Origin of the sequence: Nocardia sp. NPDC058658 (assembly GCF_042716665.1) — a bacterium.
Classification (GTDB): Bacteria; Actinomycetota; Actinomycetes; order Mycobacteriales; family Mycobacteriaceae; genus Nocardia.
Map to the genome: position 1 here is coordinate 963,877 of NZ_JBHXRR010000001.1, position 16,625 is coordinate 980,501.

The 16,625-nt window shown below is 68.3% G+C and carries 12 protein-coding genes; 7 read left to right on the forward strand and 5 right to left on the reverse strand.

The annotated features are described in order from the left end of the window. Positions 1-18 precede the first annotated feature (18 nt). Positions 19-2,556, forward strand: a complete 2,538-nt coding sequence (locus ACFWUP_RS04450; protein ID WP_379230626.1) for an AMP-binding protein — start codon at positions 19-21, stop codon at positions 2,554-2,556. Here the strand turns inward: ACFWUP_RS04450 and ACFWUP_RS04455 are convergent. Further along, positions 2,458-2,763, reverse strand: a complete 306-nt coding sequence (locus ACFWUP_RS04455) for a hypothetical protein (protein WP_056809962.1) — start codon at positions 2,761-2,763, stop codon at positions 2,458-2,460. The genes ACFWUP_RS04450 and ACFWUP_RS04455 overlap by 99 nt on opposite strands. 350 nt (positions 2,764-3,113) lie before the next feature. Between ACFWUP_RS04455 and ACFWUP_RS04460 the strand changes: the two genes are divergently transcribed. The 4 genes from ACFWUP_RS04460 to ACFWUP_RS04475 all read left to right on the forward strand — a co-directional run bounded on the left by ACFWUP_RS04460 (position 3,114) and on the right by ACFWUP_RS04475 (position 12,036). Further along, entirely contained in the window at positions 3,114-4,253 is a 1,140-nt protein-coding gene (locus ACFWUP_RS04460) for an XRE family transcriptional regulator (protein WP_379230628.1), read from the forward strand. 75 nt (positions 4,254-4,328) lie between these two features. Further along, complete coding sequence (locus ACFWUP_RS04465) at positions 4,329-5,888, forward strand: TIGR02677 family protein (protein WP_379230630.1); 1,560 nt, start codon at positions 4,329-4,331, stop codon at positions 5,886-5,888. A 139-nt stretch (positions 5,889-6,027) separates the two neighbouring features. Then, positions 6,028-7,392 (forward strand): DUF2398 family protein, encoded by a 1,365-nt coding sequence (locus tag ACFWUP_RS04470; RefSeq protein ID WP_379230631.1) that lies wholly within the window; start codon positions 6,028-6,030, stop codon positions 7,390-7,392. Positions 7,393-7,395: 3 nt separating this feature from the next. Further along, the gene (locus ACFWUP_RS04475; RefSeq protein WP_379230633.1) at positions 7,396-12,036 is read left to right on the forward strand and encodes an SbcC/MukB-like Walker B domain-containing protein; all 4,641 of its coding nucleotides are present in this window, start codon (positions 7,396-7,398) and stop codon (positions 12,034-12,036) included. A gap of 16 nt (positions 12,037-12,052) precedes the next feature. Here the strand turns inward: ACFWUP_RS04475 and ACFWUP_RS04480 are convergent, their stop codons facing one another. Then, positions 12,053-13,033 (reverse strand): helix-turn-helix transcriptional regulator, encoded by a 981-nt coding sequence (locus ACFWUP_RS04480; RefSeq protein WP_379230635.1) that lies wholly within the window; start codon positions 13,031-13,033, stop codon positions 12,053-12,055. A 64-nt stretch (positions 13,034-13,097) separates the two neighbouring features. Between ACFWUP_RS04480 and ACFWUP_RS04485 the strand changes: the two genes are divergently transcribed. Next, positions 13,098-13,517: a RidA family protein gene (locus ACFWUP_RS04485; RefSeq protein WP_379230637.1), complete on the forward strand. Its 420-nt coding sequence runs from the start codon at positions 13,098-13,100 to the stop codon at positions 13,515-13,517. 29 nt (positions 13,518-13,546) lie between these two features. On the opposite strand, the gene ACFWUP_RS04490 is transcribed toward ACFWUP_RS04485, so the two are convergent. Beyond that, positions 13,547-13,792 carry a hypothetical protein gene (locus tag ACFWUP_RS04490; RefSeq protein WP_379230639.1) on the reverse strand — a complete coding sequence of 82 codons (246 nt, stop codon included), beginning with the start codon at positions 13,790-13,792 and terminating at the stop codon, positions 13,547-13,549. A gap of 78 nt (positions 13,793-13,870) precedes the next feature. Continuing rightward, entirely contained in the window at positions 13,871-14,833 is a 963-nt protein-coding gene (locus tag ACFWUP_RS04495) for a helix-turn-helix transcriptional regulator (RefSeq protein WP_379230640.1), read from the reverse strand. Positions 14,834-14,918: 85 nt separating this feature from the next. Here ACFWUP_RS04495 and ACFWUP_RS04500 point away from each other — a divergent pair, with 85 nt between their 5' ends. Further along, positions 14,919-16,058: an epoxide hydrolase family protein gene (locus ACFWUP_RS04500; RefSeq protein ID WP_379230642.1), complete on the forward strand. Its 1,140-nt coding sequence runs from the start codon at positions 14,919-14,921 to the stop codon at positions 16,056-16,058. 63 nt (positions 16,059-16,121) lie between these two features. Here ACFWUP_RS04500 and ACFWUP_RS04505 read toward each other — a convergent pair whose 3' ends face one another. After that, positions 16,122-16,625 carry a M15 family metallopeptidase gene (locus tag ACFWUP_RS04505; protein ID WP_379230643.1) on the reverse strand — a complete coding sequence of 168 codons (504 nt, stop codon included), beginning with the start codon at positions 16,623-16,625 and terminating at the stop codon, positions 16,122-16,124.

Sequence of the window (16,625 nt, forward strand, 5' to 3'; positions counted from 1 at the left end):
CGGCTTAGACTTTTTCGCGTGCCGACCCCGTCGATCCTCGCCCACCTGCGTGGCTTCGGCGAGCGCATCGCGGTGGTGCACTTTCCCGAGCCCGGATTCCCGACGCAGGTGACCTATGCCCAGCTCGCCGACCGTGTCGCGGAGTTCTCGGCCGAGCTGGGTCCGGTCCGGCGGCTTGTCGCGCTCACCGCGGGCAACGAACTCGACTCCCTCGTCGCCTACCTCGGCGCGCTCGAGGCAGGGTGCGTGGTCTTGCTGACCGGCGAGCTCACCGGTGAACTCACGGCAACCTACGACCCGGACGTGATCATCGATCGTGGGCGCGTTGTCGCGAACCGCCAGGAGTCGGCGCATCGGCCGCATCCCGAGTTGGCGCTGTTGCTCAGTACCTCGGGGTCGACCGGGTCACCGAAGCTGGTGCGATTGTCGGCGCGCAATCTGGTCGCCAACGCGGAATCCATCGCCGAGTACCTCGACATCGGCCCGGACGACCGTGCGGCGACCACCCTGCCGCTGTTCTATTGCTACGGCCTGTCGGTCGTGCACAGCCATCTGCTGCGCGGCGCGAGCCTGCTGCTCACCGAGCGGTCCGTGCTCGAACCCGAATTCTGGGAGGAGTTCCGCACCCACCGGGCGACCTCGTTCGCCGCGGTGCCCTACACCGTCGACCTGCTCGACCGGATCGGCTTCGCCCAGATGTCCCTCCCGGATCTGCGGTATGTCACCCAGGCGGGCGGCAAACTCGAACCGGCCAGGGTGCGGGCATACGCGCAGCTCGGCGCCACGGCGGGCTGGCGGTTCTTCGTGATGTACGGCCAGACCGAGGCCACCGCCCGCATGGCTTATCTCCCACCGGAATCCGCGGCCGAGCACCCCGACTGCATCGGAATCCCGGTTCCGGGCGGGCATTTCACCCTGACCCCGGTCGACGGCGGCGAGGAACTCGTCTATCACGGACCGAATGTGATGCTCGGCTACGCCAGCGGCCCCGCCGACCTCGCACTCGGCCGTACCGTCGACGAGCTGCGCACCGGCGATCTGGCGCGTCGAACCCCCGATGGCCTGTTCCAGATCGTCGGCAGGCGCAGTCGCTTCGCGAAACTGTTCGGCCTGCGCATCGACCTCGGTCGCGTCGAATCAGAGCTGGCCACAGCCGGTTTCGACGCCGCCTGCACCGACGACGGCACCCGGCTGATCGTGGCAGCCCTCCCCCGAACGGCATCGACTGCGACAGTGCATCCGGTGCAACCAGTGCGGCTGATCGCCGAAGCGTCAGGACTACCGACCGCCGCGATCAGCGTGACTGTCGTCGACGAACTACCGCGACTACCCACGGGCAAGATCGACTATCCCGCGATACGCGCCCTCGCCGAGACACCGGCGAGCACCGATATCAGCGCGATCTACGCCGACGCCCTCTGCGTGCCGATCGAGTCGATCTCACCCGCACACAGTTTCGCCGACCTCGGCGGCAATTCACTCAGTTACATCACCGTCGCGGCCCGCCTCGAGCGCGAGCTCGGCACGCTGCCCACCGACTGGCCGCAGCGCCCGATCGCCGACCTGCGTCGATCTCCACGTCCACGCTTCGGCCGAGCCCTCGATGCCTCCACCGCCTTGCGCGCGATCGGCATCGTGCTCGTCCTCGGCTCGCACATCCGCCTGTTCGAAGTATGGGGCGCGGCGCACGTGCTGCTCGCCGTCGCCGGCTACAACTTCGCGCGGTTCGCGGTGAGTTCGGCGCCACGCGCCCGGCGGCTCCAGCTCACCGGGCGGTCCGTGGCGATGATCGCGGTGCCGACCGCGCTCTGGGTTGCGATCACGATGATCTGGCAGCCCGGCTATTACGGCTGGCAGAATGTGTTGCTGCTGAACAAGATCCTCGGCCCCAGCAACGACACCGCGGGACACCTGTGGTTCCTGGAAGTACTCGTCTACTGCACGGTGGCCTGCGCGTTGTTGATCCGGATCCCGTGGTTCGACCGGTGGGAGCGTCGGGCACCGTTCTGGTTCGCCCTCGGCCTGCTCGGACTCACTCTGGTTCTGCGCTGGCAATCGTTGGACCTGTATCCCGAACGCGAGACCGTCTTCTCACCGCTGGCCTGTTGGTTCTTCGTTCTCGGCTGGGCCGGGGCGAAGGCGACGGCGGTCTGGCAGCGGCTCATCGTCAGCGCCGTGCTGCTGGCTTGTGTGCCCGGATATTTCGGCGTCGCCGACCGGGAACACCTTGTCATCGTTGGCATTTTGATCTTGGTATGGCTGCCCGCGCTGCGTGTGCCCGCAGTCGTGGCCGTGGTGGCGGTCGCGGTAGCCGACAGTTCCCTGTTCGCCTACCTGCTGCACTGGCAGGTGTACCCGATGTTCGGTGACCAGCGACTGCTCGCGCTGGCGGCCTGCCTGGCCGCCGGTGCGGCCGCTACCGAGATGGTGGATCGGTTCCGGCGTCGGATTCCATGGTCATCGCTCCAGGGTCAGTACCTGAGCGGCCGCCTCGTGCGCCAGCTTCGCGATCAGCAGGTCACGCGGAATCGTCTGGCCGGCAAGGTGATCGAGTGACGGCACCACCACGTGGTGGGCATCGGCCCGCTTCAATTCCTGGGTGAGTTCGGCGAAGGCCGCACCATCACCCGCGGGGGCTTCGTGGAACGTCGCGGCGAAACACATGCCCGCGGTCCGTGCGAGGCTGCGTAGCGCATCCTCCAATTGGTCGCTCTGGCCATCGGCCAGATCGTCCCGCAAGTATCCATAGATCAACGCTTCCACCCGAACCTCCGTTGGATTGGGATCGCTGTTCTGTTGTCGGACCTGTTGTGGTTACCGATCCCCCCGCGCCGCGCGATGCGCCGCGCGGGGGTACTGCGTTGCCTCACAAGCTCTCCTGCGAAGCGGGCATCCGGTTGTCGAGCCGAGCACCTGCTTACATCATGAACAATCATGGCCTCCGGCAGCAGATGTCAATCCGATGACATCTACATGCCCTATCCGGGACGCCGAACGTTAACTGGTGGAATACTACCGCCGTGACCGCAATTGATGATCGACCCGTATGGGCTGTTCGGATGCGCTCGGAACGTGATGCGAGGGGGTGGTCGCAGTCCGACGCTGTTCGCGCGATGCGAGCCAAGTCCTCCCACAACCTGCCGACGGACAGTACCTTGCTGCGCAACTGGCGCCGCTGGGAATCCGGGGAATCACGCCCTGACGAGTTCTACGCGCCGATCATCGCGGCCGCGTTCGACACCGTCACCGCCACCTTCTTCCCCAAGTCCCGCCCCAACCGCGATGACGAGCTGTTATCGGCAACCGGTATGGACACTTTGGAGTTCATCGGCCGACTCCGGATGTCCGATGTCAACAGCGCGACACTGGACGCGGTGCGGATCACCGCCGAAAGACTGTGCTGCGAATACGCCTACGCCGATCCGCACGCGCTGCACACCGAGGGCACCGCGTGGCTGCGCCGGATCACCTCGCTGCTCGACAGCCGCCTCACCCTGAGCCAGCATCGGGAGATCCTCGTACTGGCCGGCTGGGTGGCGTTGCTGGTCGGTTGCGTCGACTACGATCTCGGCCGTCGCGGTGCCGCCGAAGCCACACGGCGAGCGGCGGATTCGCTGGGCCGCGAGGCCGGAAACGCCGAGATCGTCGGGTGGGCCGCGGAGATGTCGGCGTGGTTCGCGTTGACACAGGGCAACTTCCGTGGCGCGATCGACGTCTCGGAGAAGGCGATGGCGGGCACCACGTCGATGAGTGTCGGGGTGCAGCTGGCGGCGCAGCGCGCCAAGGGCTGGGCCCGGCTCGGTGATCGTCGCAATGTGCAGACCGCGCTCGACGAGGGCAGGGCGATCCTGTCGCGGATGGGTCATCCGGCCGATCTGGACAACCACTTCGTCGTCGATGCCACCAAGTTCGACTTCTACGCGATGGACTGCTGCCGGGTGGCGGGCCAGGACCGGCTGGCCGAGCGCTACGCCCAGCAGGTGATCAGCGATTCGACCCGACCGGACGGTTCGGTCCGCAATCCCATGCGCGTCTCCGAGGCGCGGCTGACCCTGGCCGTCGTGGCCGTGCGCGATCGCGATCTCGAACGCGCGGTCGAGGAGGGTGTCGCGGCGTTCTCCGCGGGTCGTAAGTCGCTGCCGTCGCTGGCGTGGATCGCGGGCGAGGCGGCCAGGGAGATCATCGAACGCTACCCAGGAGATCAGCGCACCCAATCGTTCCTCGAGCAGCTGCGATCGCTCAATGTGGGGTGAGCGCGGGCGGGGGTGCCACGCCGATCGGGGACGGGTCCGGCAGAGGTCGAAGCGGTCACCACTAACCTGTCTACGGTGACCGACTCCGCCGACGGCCTGCCCAGTGCCGTCCCCGCCCTGTGGGACGAGCGTCTGCGGTTGTTCTCCTTCGCGACCGCCGAGAAGCGCGCCGACTACCTGCGGGTGCTGCGCGCGTTCGACAGCGCTCGCGGGGCCTACGTGGTGTTGTTGCACGCCGACGACGTCGCGGAGTGGATTTCGAAGGCCGAGGCGGGTGGCCGGGTCGAGGCGGCCGCGGGTGTCCCACTGCCCGCGGTCGAGATCGGCCCGCTGCTAGAGCAGTTGCATCGCTGGGGTGTGCTCGAACGCAGTTACGACGGCACCCGCGCGGCCACGCTGGCCGAGTACCGCAACCGGCATTACGTCTACCAGTTCGCCCAGGCCGGGTTCCAGGCCTACCGGGCGGTGGCCGGGGTGCTCGCCGCCCGCATGGAGGACGCGTCGCTGTCGCGGCTCGTGCTGCCCGAACTCCTCGCCGATCTGCGCACCCTGGCTACGGCCAATCGCGACGGTGACGCCGAGCGGGTTTACACCACCTTGCGCAGGCTCGATGCGACGCTGACCGACATGGCCGCGCGGGCCGCGCATTTCTACCTGTCACTCGGCGATCTGGTGCGCACCACCGAGATCACGCCCGAATCCTTTCTCGCGCACAAGGATGCGCTGCTGTCGCATATGCGGGAATTCAGTATGGATCTGGCCCGGTTCGCACCGCGGTTGGCTGCGGCGATCGGCGAGGTGGAGCAGACCGGGGTCGAGGAACTGATCGGACGCGCTGCCGGGTGCGACGAGCGGGTGTTGCTGAGTTATGCCGAGCGCGAAGCGGATTGGCGCTCGCGGTGGGACGGGTTGCGCACCTGGTTCGTCGCGGCCGGTGGTGAATCGACCGACACGTGTGAGGCCGACCGGCTGCGTGAAGCGACGATGAGCGCGATCGCGGCGGTGTTGTCGCTGTTGCGCCGGGTCACCGAGACCCGTCGTGGTGGTGTCAGCCGGGAATCGGCCTTGCGACACCTGGCCGAGTGGTTCGTGGCCACCCCCACCACGGGTAGCGCGCACGCGCTCTACGACGCGGTGTTCGGGCTGGGTAAGCCGCGTCATCTGTCGCTCGAACATCCCGATGCCGAACTGATCCCGACCAGCCGGTCATGGTGGGAGGCACCACCTTTGGAGATCTCGCGCACCCTTGCCGAGACCGGCCGCGCGCCCACCGCGGGCGCCCCCGCCCGGATCTCACGCAACGACGCGGGTATCCGACGCTTGCGCGAGGCCCAATTGGCTGCCCAGCGGGAACGCGCGGCGGCCGCCGCCTCGCTGTCGAAGGGCAATGTGCACGAGCGGGAGTTGGATCAGCGCGAGACCGAGGTGCTGCTACGCCTGCTCGACGCGGCCTCGACCGCCTGGGTGCCGGTAAGCGGAAAGGTCGACGGCACAACAGGTTCCGACAACGGCGTCACCTTGACGGTCCGTCCGTGCGACGGATCGACAGTGATCCGCACCGCCGCGGGCCTGCTTCACCTGAACAACCGCCGCCTCGAAGTGCGCGAATCCGCGCGGCGGGGGGCTGTGCGATGAGACCGCGGACAATCCGGCGTAATCACACACTTCGTCTGCTCGGAATCAGAATTCTGACTGGAACGAGCCGAATTGTGCGATTATGCCGGGCTTTCACGATCGATGTCGGCGTCCACGGCTCGGCGCGAGGGGCTAACCTGTGAAGCGGCAACGGATCGACGCGCTCGCGCTCGACAGCTATCAGCGCGCGGCCCGGGTGATGCTGGCCAACCACCTGGTCACGCGGGTTTATCCCGACCGAATCGCGCTGCCGTTGATCCGGCGGTGGGCGACGGAATTACGCGAGGACCTGGCCGAACTGTTCGGATACCGCCTCGAAGTCACCGAGACCACAGCCCGGCTCTACCCGGTACACGACCGACTCGAAGACGCCCGGCCCGCCCGCAGCGTCAACGACCGCGTGTTCGACCGCCGCCGCTACGCCTACCTGTCACTGGCGCTCGCAGCGCTCGGCCGGGCGGGCGACCAGATCACCCTGTCCGAATTGGCCGAGCACGTGGCCGATTACGCGAGCCGGATCGAGGGCCTCGACCTGTCCACCGAGCGGGCCGCCGATCGTGACGCCTTCGTGGATGCCATCGGCTGGCTGGGCGCGCGGGGTGCGCTGACCTTGGCCGATGGTGACGCGGGCGGCTGGGCCAGTGATCCCGAGGCGGGCGAAGCGCTCTACGACATCGACCGGCCCGTGGTGTTCGCCCTGTTCCGGCCGCCGCGCGCCCTGCAACACCTGCACAGTGTGCGCGGGCTGATGGCCGAGGACACCGACGATCACGCCCGCCGGGTTCGTCGCGCACTGGTCGAGCGCCCGGTCGTCTATCTCGACGACCTTTCCCCTCCCGAGCGCGCACTGCTCGGTCAGGACCGTGCGATCGGCGAGGTCGAATACTGCACCGGTTTGCGCGCGGAACGTCGTGCCGAAGGCGTGGCGCTGATCGACACCTCTGGTCGGCTGTCGGACACCCGGTTCCCCGGCACCGGAACCCTCGCGCAGGTGGGGCTGTTGCTGATCGGTGAGATCGCCGACGCGGTCCTCGATCTCGACAACCCGCTCCCCCACCGTCCCGGCGCGCTCACCGCTGACGACGTGCTGCTCGCCCAACTCGATGCGTCCATTCCCACGGCAGGCGTGTTCGCGCCGCTCGCCGAGGACATCGAAACCGACGCCGCCGCACCGGATTCCATCGACGACGTCGAGGACGACGAACCGGTCACCTACCCGTTCCTCGACGACACCTGGGTGCGCGCGACCGTCACCGCGCTCACCGACCGCTACGGCGCGACCTTCGCCGCGCAATGGCAGGCCGATGTCGGCGGGCTCACCGCCGAGGTCGTCGCGCTGCTCACCAAGTTGCGGCTGATCCGTCCGGTCGAGGACGGGTTGCTGGTGTTGCCCGCGCTGGCCAGGTATCGGGGCGCGGTGGTCAATGTGCGACTGCGCAAGTCCGAGGAATTGTTCGTCACCGCCGCCGAGACCGCAGGCAGCACCGGAGAGGGAGGGAACTGACCCATGTCACTCATTCACGACGGAGTGCGTTTCATCCCGACCCGGGCCGGCATCGTGAACCTGTGGGATTACCGCGACCAGGAGTTCAGCTTCGCCGACGGTCGCCTCGTCCTGCGCGGACCGAACGGTTCCGGTAAGACCAAGGCACTCGAGGTGCTGTTCCCGTTCGTGCTGGACGGGCGGATCGAACCGCGCAGGCTCAACCCGTTCGCCGGTGAAGAACGCACCATGAAGTCGAATCTGCTGTACCGCAAGCAGGAATCGGCCTACTCGTATGTGTGGATGGAGTTCGCGCGCGGCGACTGGGACGATCCAGAGACCGTCACCGTCGGCATCGGTATGCGCGCCACCCGCTCCGCCGACAAGGTGACCCGCTGGTACTTCGTCGCCGACGGCCGCGCCGGTGTCGACTTCTCCCTGATCGGCCCCGACGACCGCCCGCTCACCCGCAAACAACTGGCCGAGCAGATCGGCAGCGACGCCATCGTCGACCGCCCCGTCGAGTACCGCGCCGCGATCGACGCGCGCATGTTCGGCCTCGGCGTGCAGCGGTACGACCAGCTGATCAACCTGATCCTCACCCTGCGCCGACCCCAGCTCGCCAAAAACCTCGACCCGCGCGGTCTTTCGCAAGCACTCACCGATGGCCTGCGCCCTCTCGACGAGCAGTTGATTCTCGACGCGGCCCGTTCGTTCAGCGATATGGAAGAGGTCGGTCGCACCCTCGACGGCCTCGTCCAAGCCGACACCGCCACCCGCCGCTTCGTCGATGTGTACCGCAAATACCTTGCGGTACAGGCGAAAACCGACGTAGACCAACTCCGCACCCGCCTCGACGCCGTCACCAACGCCTCCGCCGCGCTCTTCGCCGCGACCGCCCTGCGCACCCGCCGCGAAACCGACCGGACCGAGGCCGAGACCAGGGCCGAGAACGCCGACCACGCCTACGAACAGGCCATCGCCGACCGCGAGAACCTCCAACGCTCGAGCGCCTACGAAGGCAAGCAGCAGCTCGACGACCTCGCCGACGCCGTGCGCCGCCTGGAAACCTCCGCCGCCGCCCACCGCGACAAGGCCGCCGAAGCGTCGCACACGCTGCAACGTCGCGCCGAGGAAGCCTCCCGCGCCACCGAGGCCGTACGGACCGCCGCCGCCGCCCTCGTCCGTGGCGAGGACGCCGTCCGCGCCGCCGCCGAAGAGGCAGGCATCGAGTGGACCCCACCCAGCGCCGAGGGTCGCGGTGACCAGTTCACCGCCGCAGTCCGCGGTCACGCCGAAGAACGCGACGCCGATGTCCGCGCGGTCCGAAAAGCCTTGGGCAAGTGGGAAACCGCCGCTGCCGACCGCACCCGCTCCGAACGGCTGGCCGAACGCGCCATCGAACTACGCGACTCCGCCGCGGCCGAAGTGGCCCACGCCGAAGCCGCAGTGGCCTTGGCCCGCAGCGAATCCGCCGCCGCCCTGCGCACCTGGTGGAACACCAACACCGAGGTCTTCGCCGCCGTCGCATCGCCGGAGAGCGGCGCGGCAGACAGCCGCGACACGGCCGCCCCGGCGACGGAGGCCAGTGCCGCACCTTCGAATATCACGCCGACCAGCACCGATGGCCCGGCAACGAACACCACCACAATCGGGGACGGTGCCGACACCCGCGACCGCAGTCGCCCGAGTGCCGGCCACCCGATGACGGAGGACCGGTCCGGCGCCGTTCGGACCAGCGCTGCCCTCGGCTTGTTCGAGGCGCTCGACGCCGCCTTGGCCGGTGCGGGAGTCGAGGACATCCCCTCCGCGTCCGAGGTTCTGGCCGAAAGGTGTGAACCACTGCAGGAGCAGATCCGCACTCGCCGCCAGGAAGCCCGCTCGCGCGCAGTCGCGGCCGCGGCCCGTCGCGATGCCCTGGCCGCCGAACGCAAACAGATCGCTGCCCAGCGCGACGATGCTCCCCCACCGAATCCCGCCAGAACCGGTGTCCGCGAAGGACTTCCGGGCGTACCGCTGTGGCAGTTGGTGCGATTCGCCGATTCGGTGTCCGCGCAGGACGCGGCCGGTATCGAAGCCGCACTGCAGTCCAGCGGTCTGCTCGACAGCTGGATCTGCGGCCCGACCCTGCCCGCCGACATCTCCTCCGAGCACTTCCTGCTCCCCTTGCCCATCGACCAGCGTCCGCAGGGTCGAACCCTCGCCGATGTCCTTGTCGTCGAAGAGGATTCGGCCGAACTCACCGTCCCTACGGATACCGTCACAGCAGTGCTCGCGTCTATCGCCTTGCGCGGCGCCACGCACCGCGAAGGCCGAAGCCACTCCGCTGTTGCTGCCGCGAACGGCGAGGCCGAACACACGGCTCCGGGATCCGACGCCGAGGCGAACCGCGCTGAGCGCACACGATCGGGCGAATCGGGCGAATTCGCGACGGTGTCATCGAATAGTGAACGCTCAGCGCAGCCTGACCCCGCAACAGCCCACACCTCGGCCGCCACTCTCGCCGCACTGACCGGCGCTGACGTACCCCACACCGTCGTCGACGCGACCGGCAGCTTCCGTCAGGGCGTCTTCGTCGGCCACCACCACAAGCCCGAAGCCGAGTTCATCGGTACGACGGCACGTGCTCGAAGGCGGGAGTCCCGGCTCGCCGAGATCGAGGCGGCGATCGAGGCCGCTGCCGCCGAGCACGAGGCTGCGCGGGCCGAAGATGCTTCGGCCAGTGCTGAATTGGCCGCGTTGTCGGCTGCGGCGAAGGCTCTGCCGCGACCGTCGGCAGTGACCTCCGCCTTGCGGGCTGTCGCCGAGACCGCGGGCCTGATGCGCTCGCGCGTGGAGGCCGCGACCCAGGCCGAGCGCGAACTCGACCAGGCTGTCGCCGAGGTCGCCGCCCTGGACAAGAAGGTTCGCGCCGCCGCCGCAGCCCACCGAACCCCGCGTGAGGCACGCGAACTCGACGCGCTCGCCGCCGCGATCCGCCATTTCGAGAACACCGGCACCGGCCTGCTTCGTCTGCGCGCCGAACACGATCGCGAGCGCGAACGTGAACGCGAGGGCGCCGACCGGCACGACGAAGCGCGCGCGCTGGCCGAGGCCTTCGCGGAAGAGGCGGAGGCCGCTCGGCTCGGCTACACCGAGCAGCAACGCAAACTCGAAACTCTCCGAGAAGCGTTGGGCGCCAGTGCCGCCGACATCGACCGCGACCTGGACCTCGCTCGCGGTGCCATCGAGGCGGCCAAGGCCGAACAGCGGGCCGCGCGCAAGGCCGCCAACGCCGCGATCGAAGCGGTCGGCGACGCCGAGGCGGCTTATCGCACCGCCAACGAAGCCCTCGCGACCGCTCTCACCGAGGTACTCGCCGAGGTGCGTTCCCTTGCCCCGTACGCTCGCCCCGATCTGCTGAGCTTGCTCGGTGCTTCGACCGAACATCGTTGGCCCAGTAGCGATGCCGCGTGGTCGACCCCGGAGCAACTGCAGTACCGCATCGTCGCAGCGGGGCCGGAAACCGACCCGGAGGTGCTACCCACCGAGGTCGCGGCCCTGTTCGCCGACCTCGACACCGCCACCAGCCAGGTGCGCGCCACCGAGGCGGGCCGCAAGTCCACCCGTTCCGCTGTCACCAGCGCACTGCAGGAGTTCGACGCCGCGCTCACCGCATCCGGGCGCGACTACCGCCTGAACTGGGACGCCGCCGACGGACTCACCGTCGTGGCCGTCCACGACGAGAACGGCCAGGCCGCCCTCGCCGACTTCGCCGCTCGCATCGACGCCGCCCGGCGCGACCAGGAGCTGCTGCTCACCGACGCCGAGCGCCGCATTCTCGAAGACGCGCTGCTCACCGGCTTGGCCCAGCAGATCCACGAACGCACCACCGACGCCCGCGAACTCATCTCCCGCATGGGTGCGGAGATGAAGCAGCGGCGGATGTCGTCGGGCAATACGATCGGCGTGCACTGGATCCTCGCCGACGGCCTCTCCGAATCCGCGCGTTCGGTCTGCAAACTCCTCGACCGCGACACCACCGCGCTGAGCTCGGACGACCTCGGCGCGGTCCGCGCCCACTTCGCCGCCGAGATCCGCGCCGCCCGCACCGCCCACCCGGAACGCTCCTACCCCGAAATCCTCGCCGCGACACTCGATTACCGGACTTGGCGGGTCTTCTCGTTCACACTCATCTCCGGCGACGGCACCGAGGACAAACTCACCGTCGCCCGGCACAGCGCCCTCTCCGGCGGTGAACAGTCCGTCTCACTTCACCTGCCGCTGTTCGCCGCGGCCCACGTGATGCTCGACTCCGCCGACCCTCAGGCGCCGCGCCTGCTCGCCCTGGACGAAGCCTTCGCCGGCGTCGATGACAACGGCCGCAGCGAATTGCTCGGTCTCAGTGTGCAATTCGACCTCGACCTGTTCATGACCGGCTACGACCTCTGGATCACCTATCCCCACGTCCCCGGTTGCGCGCACTACGACCTGGCCCACTCCACCGCCGAGAACACTGTCAGCGCAACACTTCTCGTGTGGGACAGCGGCGAGCTCCTCGCCGAACACGACGGCGGCGATCTGACCACGGCGCTGGGCTCGCCCAACCGCCGCCGAGTGCCCAACACCATCGAAGGTGGATTGACCTTGGAAGGTATGCCCGGCGAACCGGCGCCGGTGGGCTGAGCGGGGCCGAAAAGGCTCACCGTTCAGGTGCCACTTCGTACCAGGCGGCGATCGCGGCAGCACGCTCGTACAGACTTACCCGCAACCATTGCGGGGCAAGGACTTCCGCGTTCTTGGCGAGCTGCCACAGCGCCCATTCGGCGTGCCTGCGATCCTGAAAGGTAGCTTCAAGGCGCAGCCAACCATCGGCGTCGGCGTCATCGACGCGCAGGGCCAACGAGGTACCCGCCAGTTCCTCGCGCCGAGCGGGGTCCACCCGCGCCAGCACCGTGACCTGCTCACCGCCCGCCCGAAACCGCGCGCTGCGTTCCTGCCATGCCTGGTCCAGATCGACCCGATCCGGTCGCTGTGCGGGCTCGTCCAGTTCCTCGGCGGCGAGGACACGCGACAGCCGGTAGGTGCGGTCCTGGCCCGTTCTCGTGGCGAGCAGGTAGCCCTGGCCTCGGACGGTGACCAGGCCGATCGGGTCCACTGTGCGCCACTGCGGACTCTCGTCGGATGCCGCGTAGTGGATGCGCAGCTTGTGGCCGGCGAGCACCGCGCGCCGGACTTCGGTGACGATCGTGTCGGACACGTCCTCGTCAACCACCCGCCGGGCCAGGAGATCGGTCTCCGGGTCGACGAGCAATCGCTGGGCCGCGTCGTTCGCGATGTCCCGGTAGCTCTCCGGCAGCGCGTCGACCACCTTGAGCATGGCCGACGCGAGCGCGGACCCCAGACCGAATGCCTGTGCGCCACGCCGTGATCCGGCGATCAGCAAGGCCAGCGCCTCTTCGTGATTCAGCCCGGTGAGTTCGGTCCGGAACCCGGGCAGCAATGCGAAACCGCCGTGCCTGCCGCGTTCGGCGTAGACCGGGACGCCGGCCGTGGACAGCGCCTCGATGTCGCGCAGCACCGTACGGGTGGACACCTCCAGCTCGCGGGCCAGGGTGTCCGCCGACATTCGACCGTGTCGGCGTAACAGCAGCACCAGGGAGACCAACCGGTCAGCTCGCATACGAGAAAACTATGTCAGGAATACACGACACAAGATGTCGGGTATTCCTGGCAGATTCATCGACATGACCAACACCGAGCACGCGTCCCACACCATCGTCAATCCCGACGGCCTGCACGACCCGACTCCCTACGGCTACAGCCACACCGCCGTCATCCCCGCAGGCACAGGTCTGGTGCTCGTCTCAGGACAATACGGTTCCCTCCCGACAGGCGAAGTCATCTCCTCCGACTTCATCGACCAGGTGAACCAGACCTTCCGCAACATCGCCACCGCCCTGGCCGCCCACAACCTCACCCTCGCCGACGTCGTCCAACTCAGGACCTACGTGGTGAACCACGACGTCAGCAAACTCGGCCCCATCGCCGGCGCCGTCCACGAGCACTGGGGCACCACCCCACCCACCCAAACCCTCATCGGCGTAGCGAGCCTGGCCACCCCCGACGTCCTCTTCGAGGTCGAAGCCGTCGCCACCCGTCCCTGACCCCGGCCCGCCTCGTAGGCACAGTCTGACTACGAGGCGGGCCGAACCCACTCGAGTACCCCGTACGTTTCCGCGAGCAGCTCGAGCTGCTCGAGATCCTCGGTTCGATCGAATGCCGCGGTCACCGCATCCATGGCCGCTCCGTCACTGAGCCACCCGACCAGTTCGCCAAACGCCACCGAGGCCCGGTCCCACTGCGAATTCGCCGGAACCAACCGGCCGTTCGCGAGACGGCATCCGTGCACCACGAACTCACGCAGATTCCGTATCGACAACGGCGAATCCAGCAACTCCCACTGCGTAGGTCAATTGTGAACGAGGCACCATCCCAGACTAGTGCTGCGCTCAATCCACTATTGCGCCACCGCGGCAGCGAGGCGATCGTTCAGGACATGCAATGCCGAGATCAGTTCTGGCGAATCGGATACGCGGAACGGGACGCCCAAGGAGATCAGCTGGACGGCGAGCCAGGTGGGGTCGTCGTCTCGGGTGGCGGTGAGGCGGCAGGTGGTGTTGCCTTCCGCGCGTAGGGTTTTCGGTTGCTCACCGAGGCGGCCCGCGATTCGGCCGTGTGGTGCCTCGATGGTGACGTCGACGCGGTATTGCGGTGTGGCCCAATCGGTTCGGCTGCCCGCGACGTAGGCGGCCGCGTCGGTGGCGGGTAGGTCACGGGCCGTGGTGCGGGCGCCGGTGGGGTGAGGGGATTCGATGCGGTCGGCGCGGAAGCTGCGCCAGGCGTCGCGGTCGAGGTCGTAGGCGACCAGGTACCAGCGGCGGCCTGCGGCGGCGACGCCCGCGGGTTCGGTGTGGCGGCGGGATTCGGCGCCGGTGGCGTCGCGGTAGGTGAAGCGGAGGCGTTCTCGGTTGGTGACGGCGGCGGCGAGGGTGGTGAGGACTTCCGGGTCGACGGTGGGGCCCTCGCCCGCTCGGACCGCGACTGCCGAACCGACCACCTGAACTCGGCGGCGAAGTTTCGCGGGCAGGACCTGTTCGAGTTTGGTCAGGGCCCGTACCGAGGCGTCTTCGATGCCCGCAACCGCTTGTCCCGCAGCGACTCTCAGCCCGACCGCCACGGCTACTGCCTCGTCCGCGTCGAGGATCAGCGGTGGTAGCGCCGAGCCTGCGGTGAGCCGGTAGCCACCGGCCGCGCCCATCGCTGCGACCACCGGATAGCCCAGGTCGCGCAGCCGGTCGATGTCGCGTCGCACGGTTCGGTCGGTGACGCCGAGGCGGTCGGCCAGTTCGCTGCCCGGCCACTCCCGTGGCATCTGCAGCAGGGAGAGCAAGCGGAGCAGGCGGGCGGCGGTGTCGGTCATGAATTCAATTCTGCCGCACATCTAGGACCAGAACTGTCCTAGATGGTCGATAGCGTCGTGATCACACCGACAACGAGGAGTTCCGATGAGCACCATCCGCCCGTTCCGTATCGACATCCCGCAGGCCGACATCGACGATCTGCACGAGCGGCTCAGCAGGGCGCGCTGGGCGGCGCAGCTGCCGGGCGAGGGCTGGAAGCGCGGCGTCCCCACCGAGTACCTGCGCGAGCTCGCCCACTACTGGGTCAACGAATTCGATTGGCGCGCACAGGAAGCCGCACTGAACGCGTTCCCACAGTTCGTCACCGAGATCGACGGTCTCGACGTCCATTTCGTGCACGTCCGCTCCCCCGAACCCGACGCGGTGCCGCTGCTGCTGACCCACGGCTGGCCCAACTCGTTCGTCGAATTCACCCGCACCATCGGCCCGCTCACCGACCCGCGCGCCCACGGTCTCGACCCGGCACTGGCCTTCGATGTGGTGATCCCGTCCGTTCCCGGCTTCGCCTTCTCGGCGGCACCGCGCGAACCCGGAATGACCACGGCCCGGGTCGCCGCGATGTGGGCAACCCTCATGGACCGCCTCGGCTATGACCGCTACGGCACCCAGGGTGGCGATCTCGGCGCCTATGTCGCGCCGGAAATGGCTCTGTCCGCACCCGAGCACGTGATCGGCGTGCATCTCGACGGCGGGATCGGGATGCCGACCGAGGCGGATGTGCCCACGATGTCGGCCGAGGACCTCGCGCAGTGGGCGGAAATGCAGCAGTGGATGACCGGTGGCGTCAACCATCACGAGATCCTGCGAGCCGCCCCGCAGACCTTCGCGCTCGGCTGGAACGATTCGCCGGTGGCACTGCTGTCCTGGATGATGCAGAAGTTCCAGGAGTTCGCGTTCATGGCCGACCTCGCCGAGGACGTGATCGACCGCGACCACCTGCTCACCAATATCTCGCTCTACTGGTTCACCCAGACCACCGGCACCTCGTCCTGGCCGATGTACGACGGACTGCGCGACGGCGGCGGTTTCGGCTGGCCGACCGACCAGAACCTGGTGCCGACCGGCGTCTACGGTGGAGGCTCACCGCTGATGCGCAAACTCGCCGACCGCGGCAACAAGATCACCCACTGGCCGTCGGGGAATCCGGGCAACCACTTCGTCGCGATGGAACAACCCGCCGCGCACGTCGCCGACATCCGGACATTCTTCGCCGAGCTGCGCTGACCTACCGCGTGGCAGTGCACTCGGGTGCACTGCCACGCCAGTTGTGAACTGCCGGATCGAGCTCTAGCGGTGGCTCGCGTCCGGCACCGTCGGCGGGCACGGTGCGCCGGGCGCGGTGGCCAACTCGAAATGCCACCACTCGTTGTCGAAGGTCCGGCACAGCCCCCAGCGGTTGCCGTTGGTCTCGAGCCACTGGGCGCCCTCCTGGGGGCCGACGTCGACGGCGTGGCCGGAGACGTGGGTGGACTCTTCGGGTGGGAGGACCCAGCGGCGGGCTTCTTCGGGGGTGCCGTAGGTGGCGAGGCCGTCCTGCCAGAGCCATTGCTGCTGCTCGTAGGTCCGGTGGCCGGAGGTTATCGACAGGGGCACACCCTCGGCGTGTGCCTGTTGTTCGGCGAGGGTGTAGGCGGCGGCCAGCGGCGGGGCGAGGCCTTCGGTGCCCGCGGCGGACTGGAACTGTTCGAGGGTGTCGGCATGGGCGGTGCCGAAGCCGAGGGCTGTTACGGCTGCGGCGGCCGTGATCGTGATCAGGATCCGGTCGGCCGCGCGGCCGAGCACAGTGGTCAT

Excerpts from the sequence above, each read along its gene's own strand:
- ACFWUP_RS04460 (WP_379230628.1), top strand. The coding sequence starts at position 3,114 with ATGCGAGCCAAGTCCTCCCACAACCTGCCGACGGACAGTACCTTGCTG.
- ACFWUP_RS04475 (WP_379230633.1), top strand. The coding sequence starts at position 7,396 with ATGTCACTCATTCACGACGGAGTGCGTTTCATCCCGACCCGGGCCGGC.
- ACFWUP_RS04480 (WP_379230635.1), bottom strand. The coding sequence starts at position 13,033 with ATGCGAGCTGACCGGTTGGTCTCCCTGGTGCTGCTGTTACGCCGACAC.
- ACFWUP_RS04485 (WP_379230637.1), top strand. The coding sequence starts at position 13,098 with ATGACCAACACCGAGCACGCGTCCCACACCATCGTCAATCCCGACGGC.
- ACFWUP_RS04495 (WP_379230640.1), bottom strand. The coding sequence starts at position 14,833 with ATGACCGACACCGCCGCCCGCCTGCTCCGCTTGCTCTCCCTGCTGCAG.
- ACFWUP_RS04500 (WP_379230642.1), top strand. The coding sequence starts at position 14,919 with ATGAGCACCATCCGCCCGTTCCGTATCGACATCCCGCAGGCCGACATC.
- ACFWUP_RS04505 (WP_379230643.1), bottom strand. The coding sequence starts at position 16,625 with ATGACCACTGTGCTCGGCCGCGCGGCCGACCGGATCCTGATCACGATC.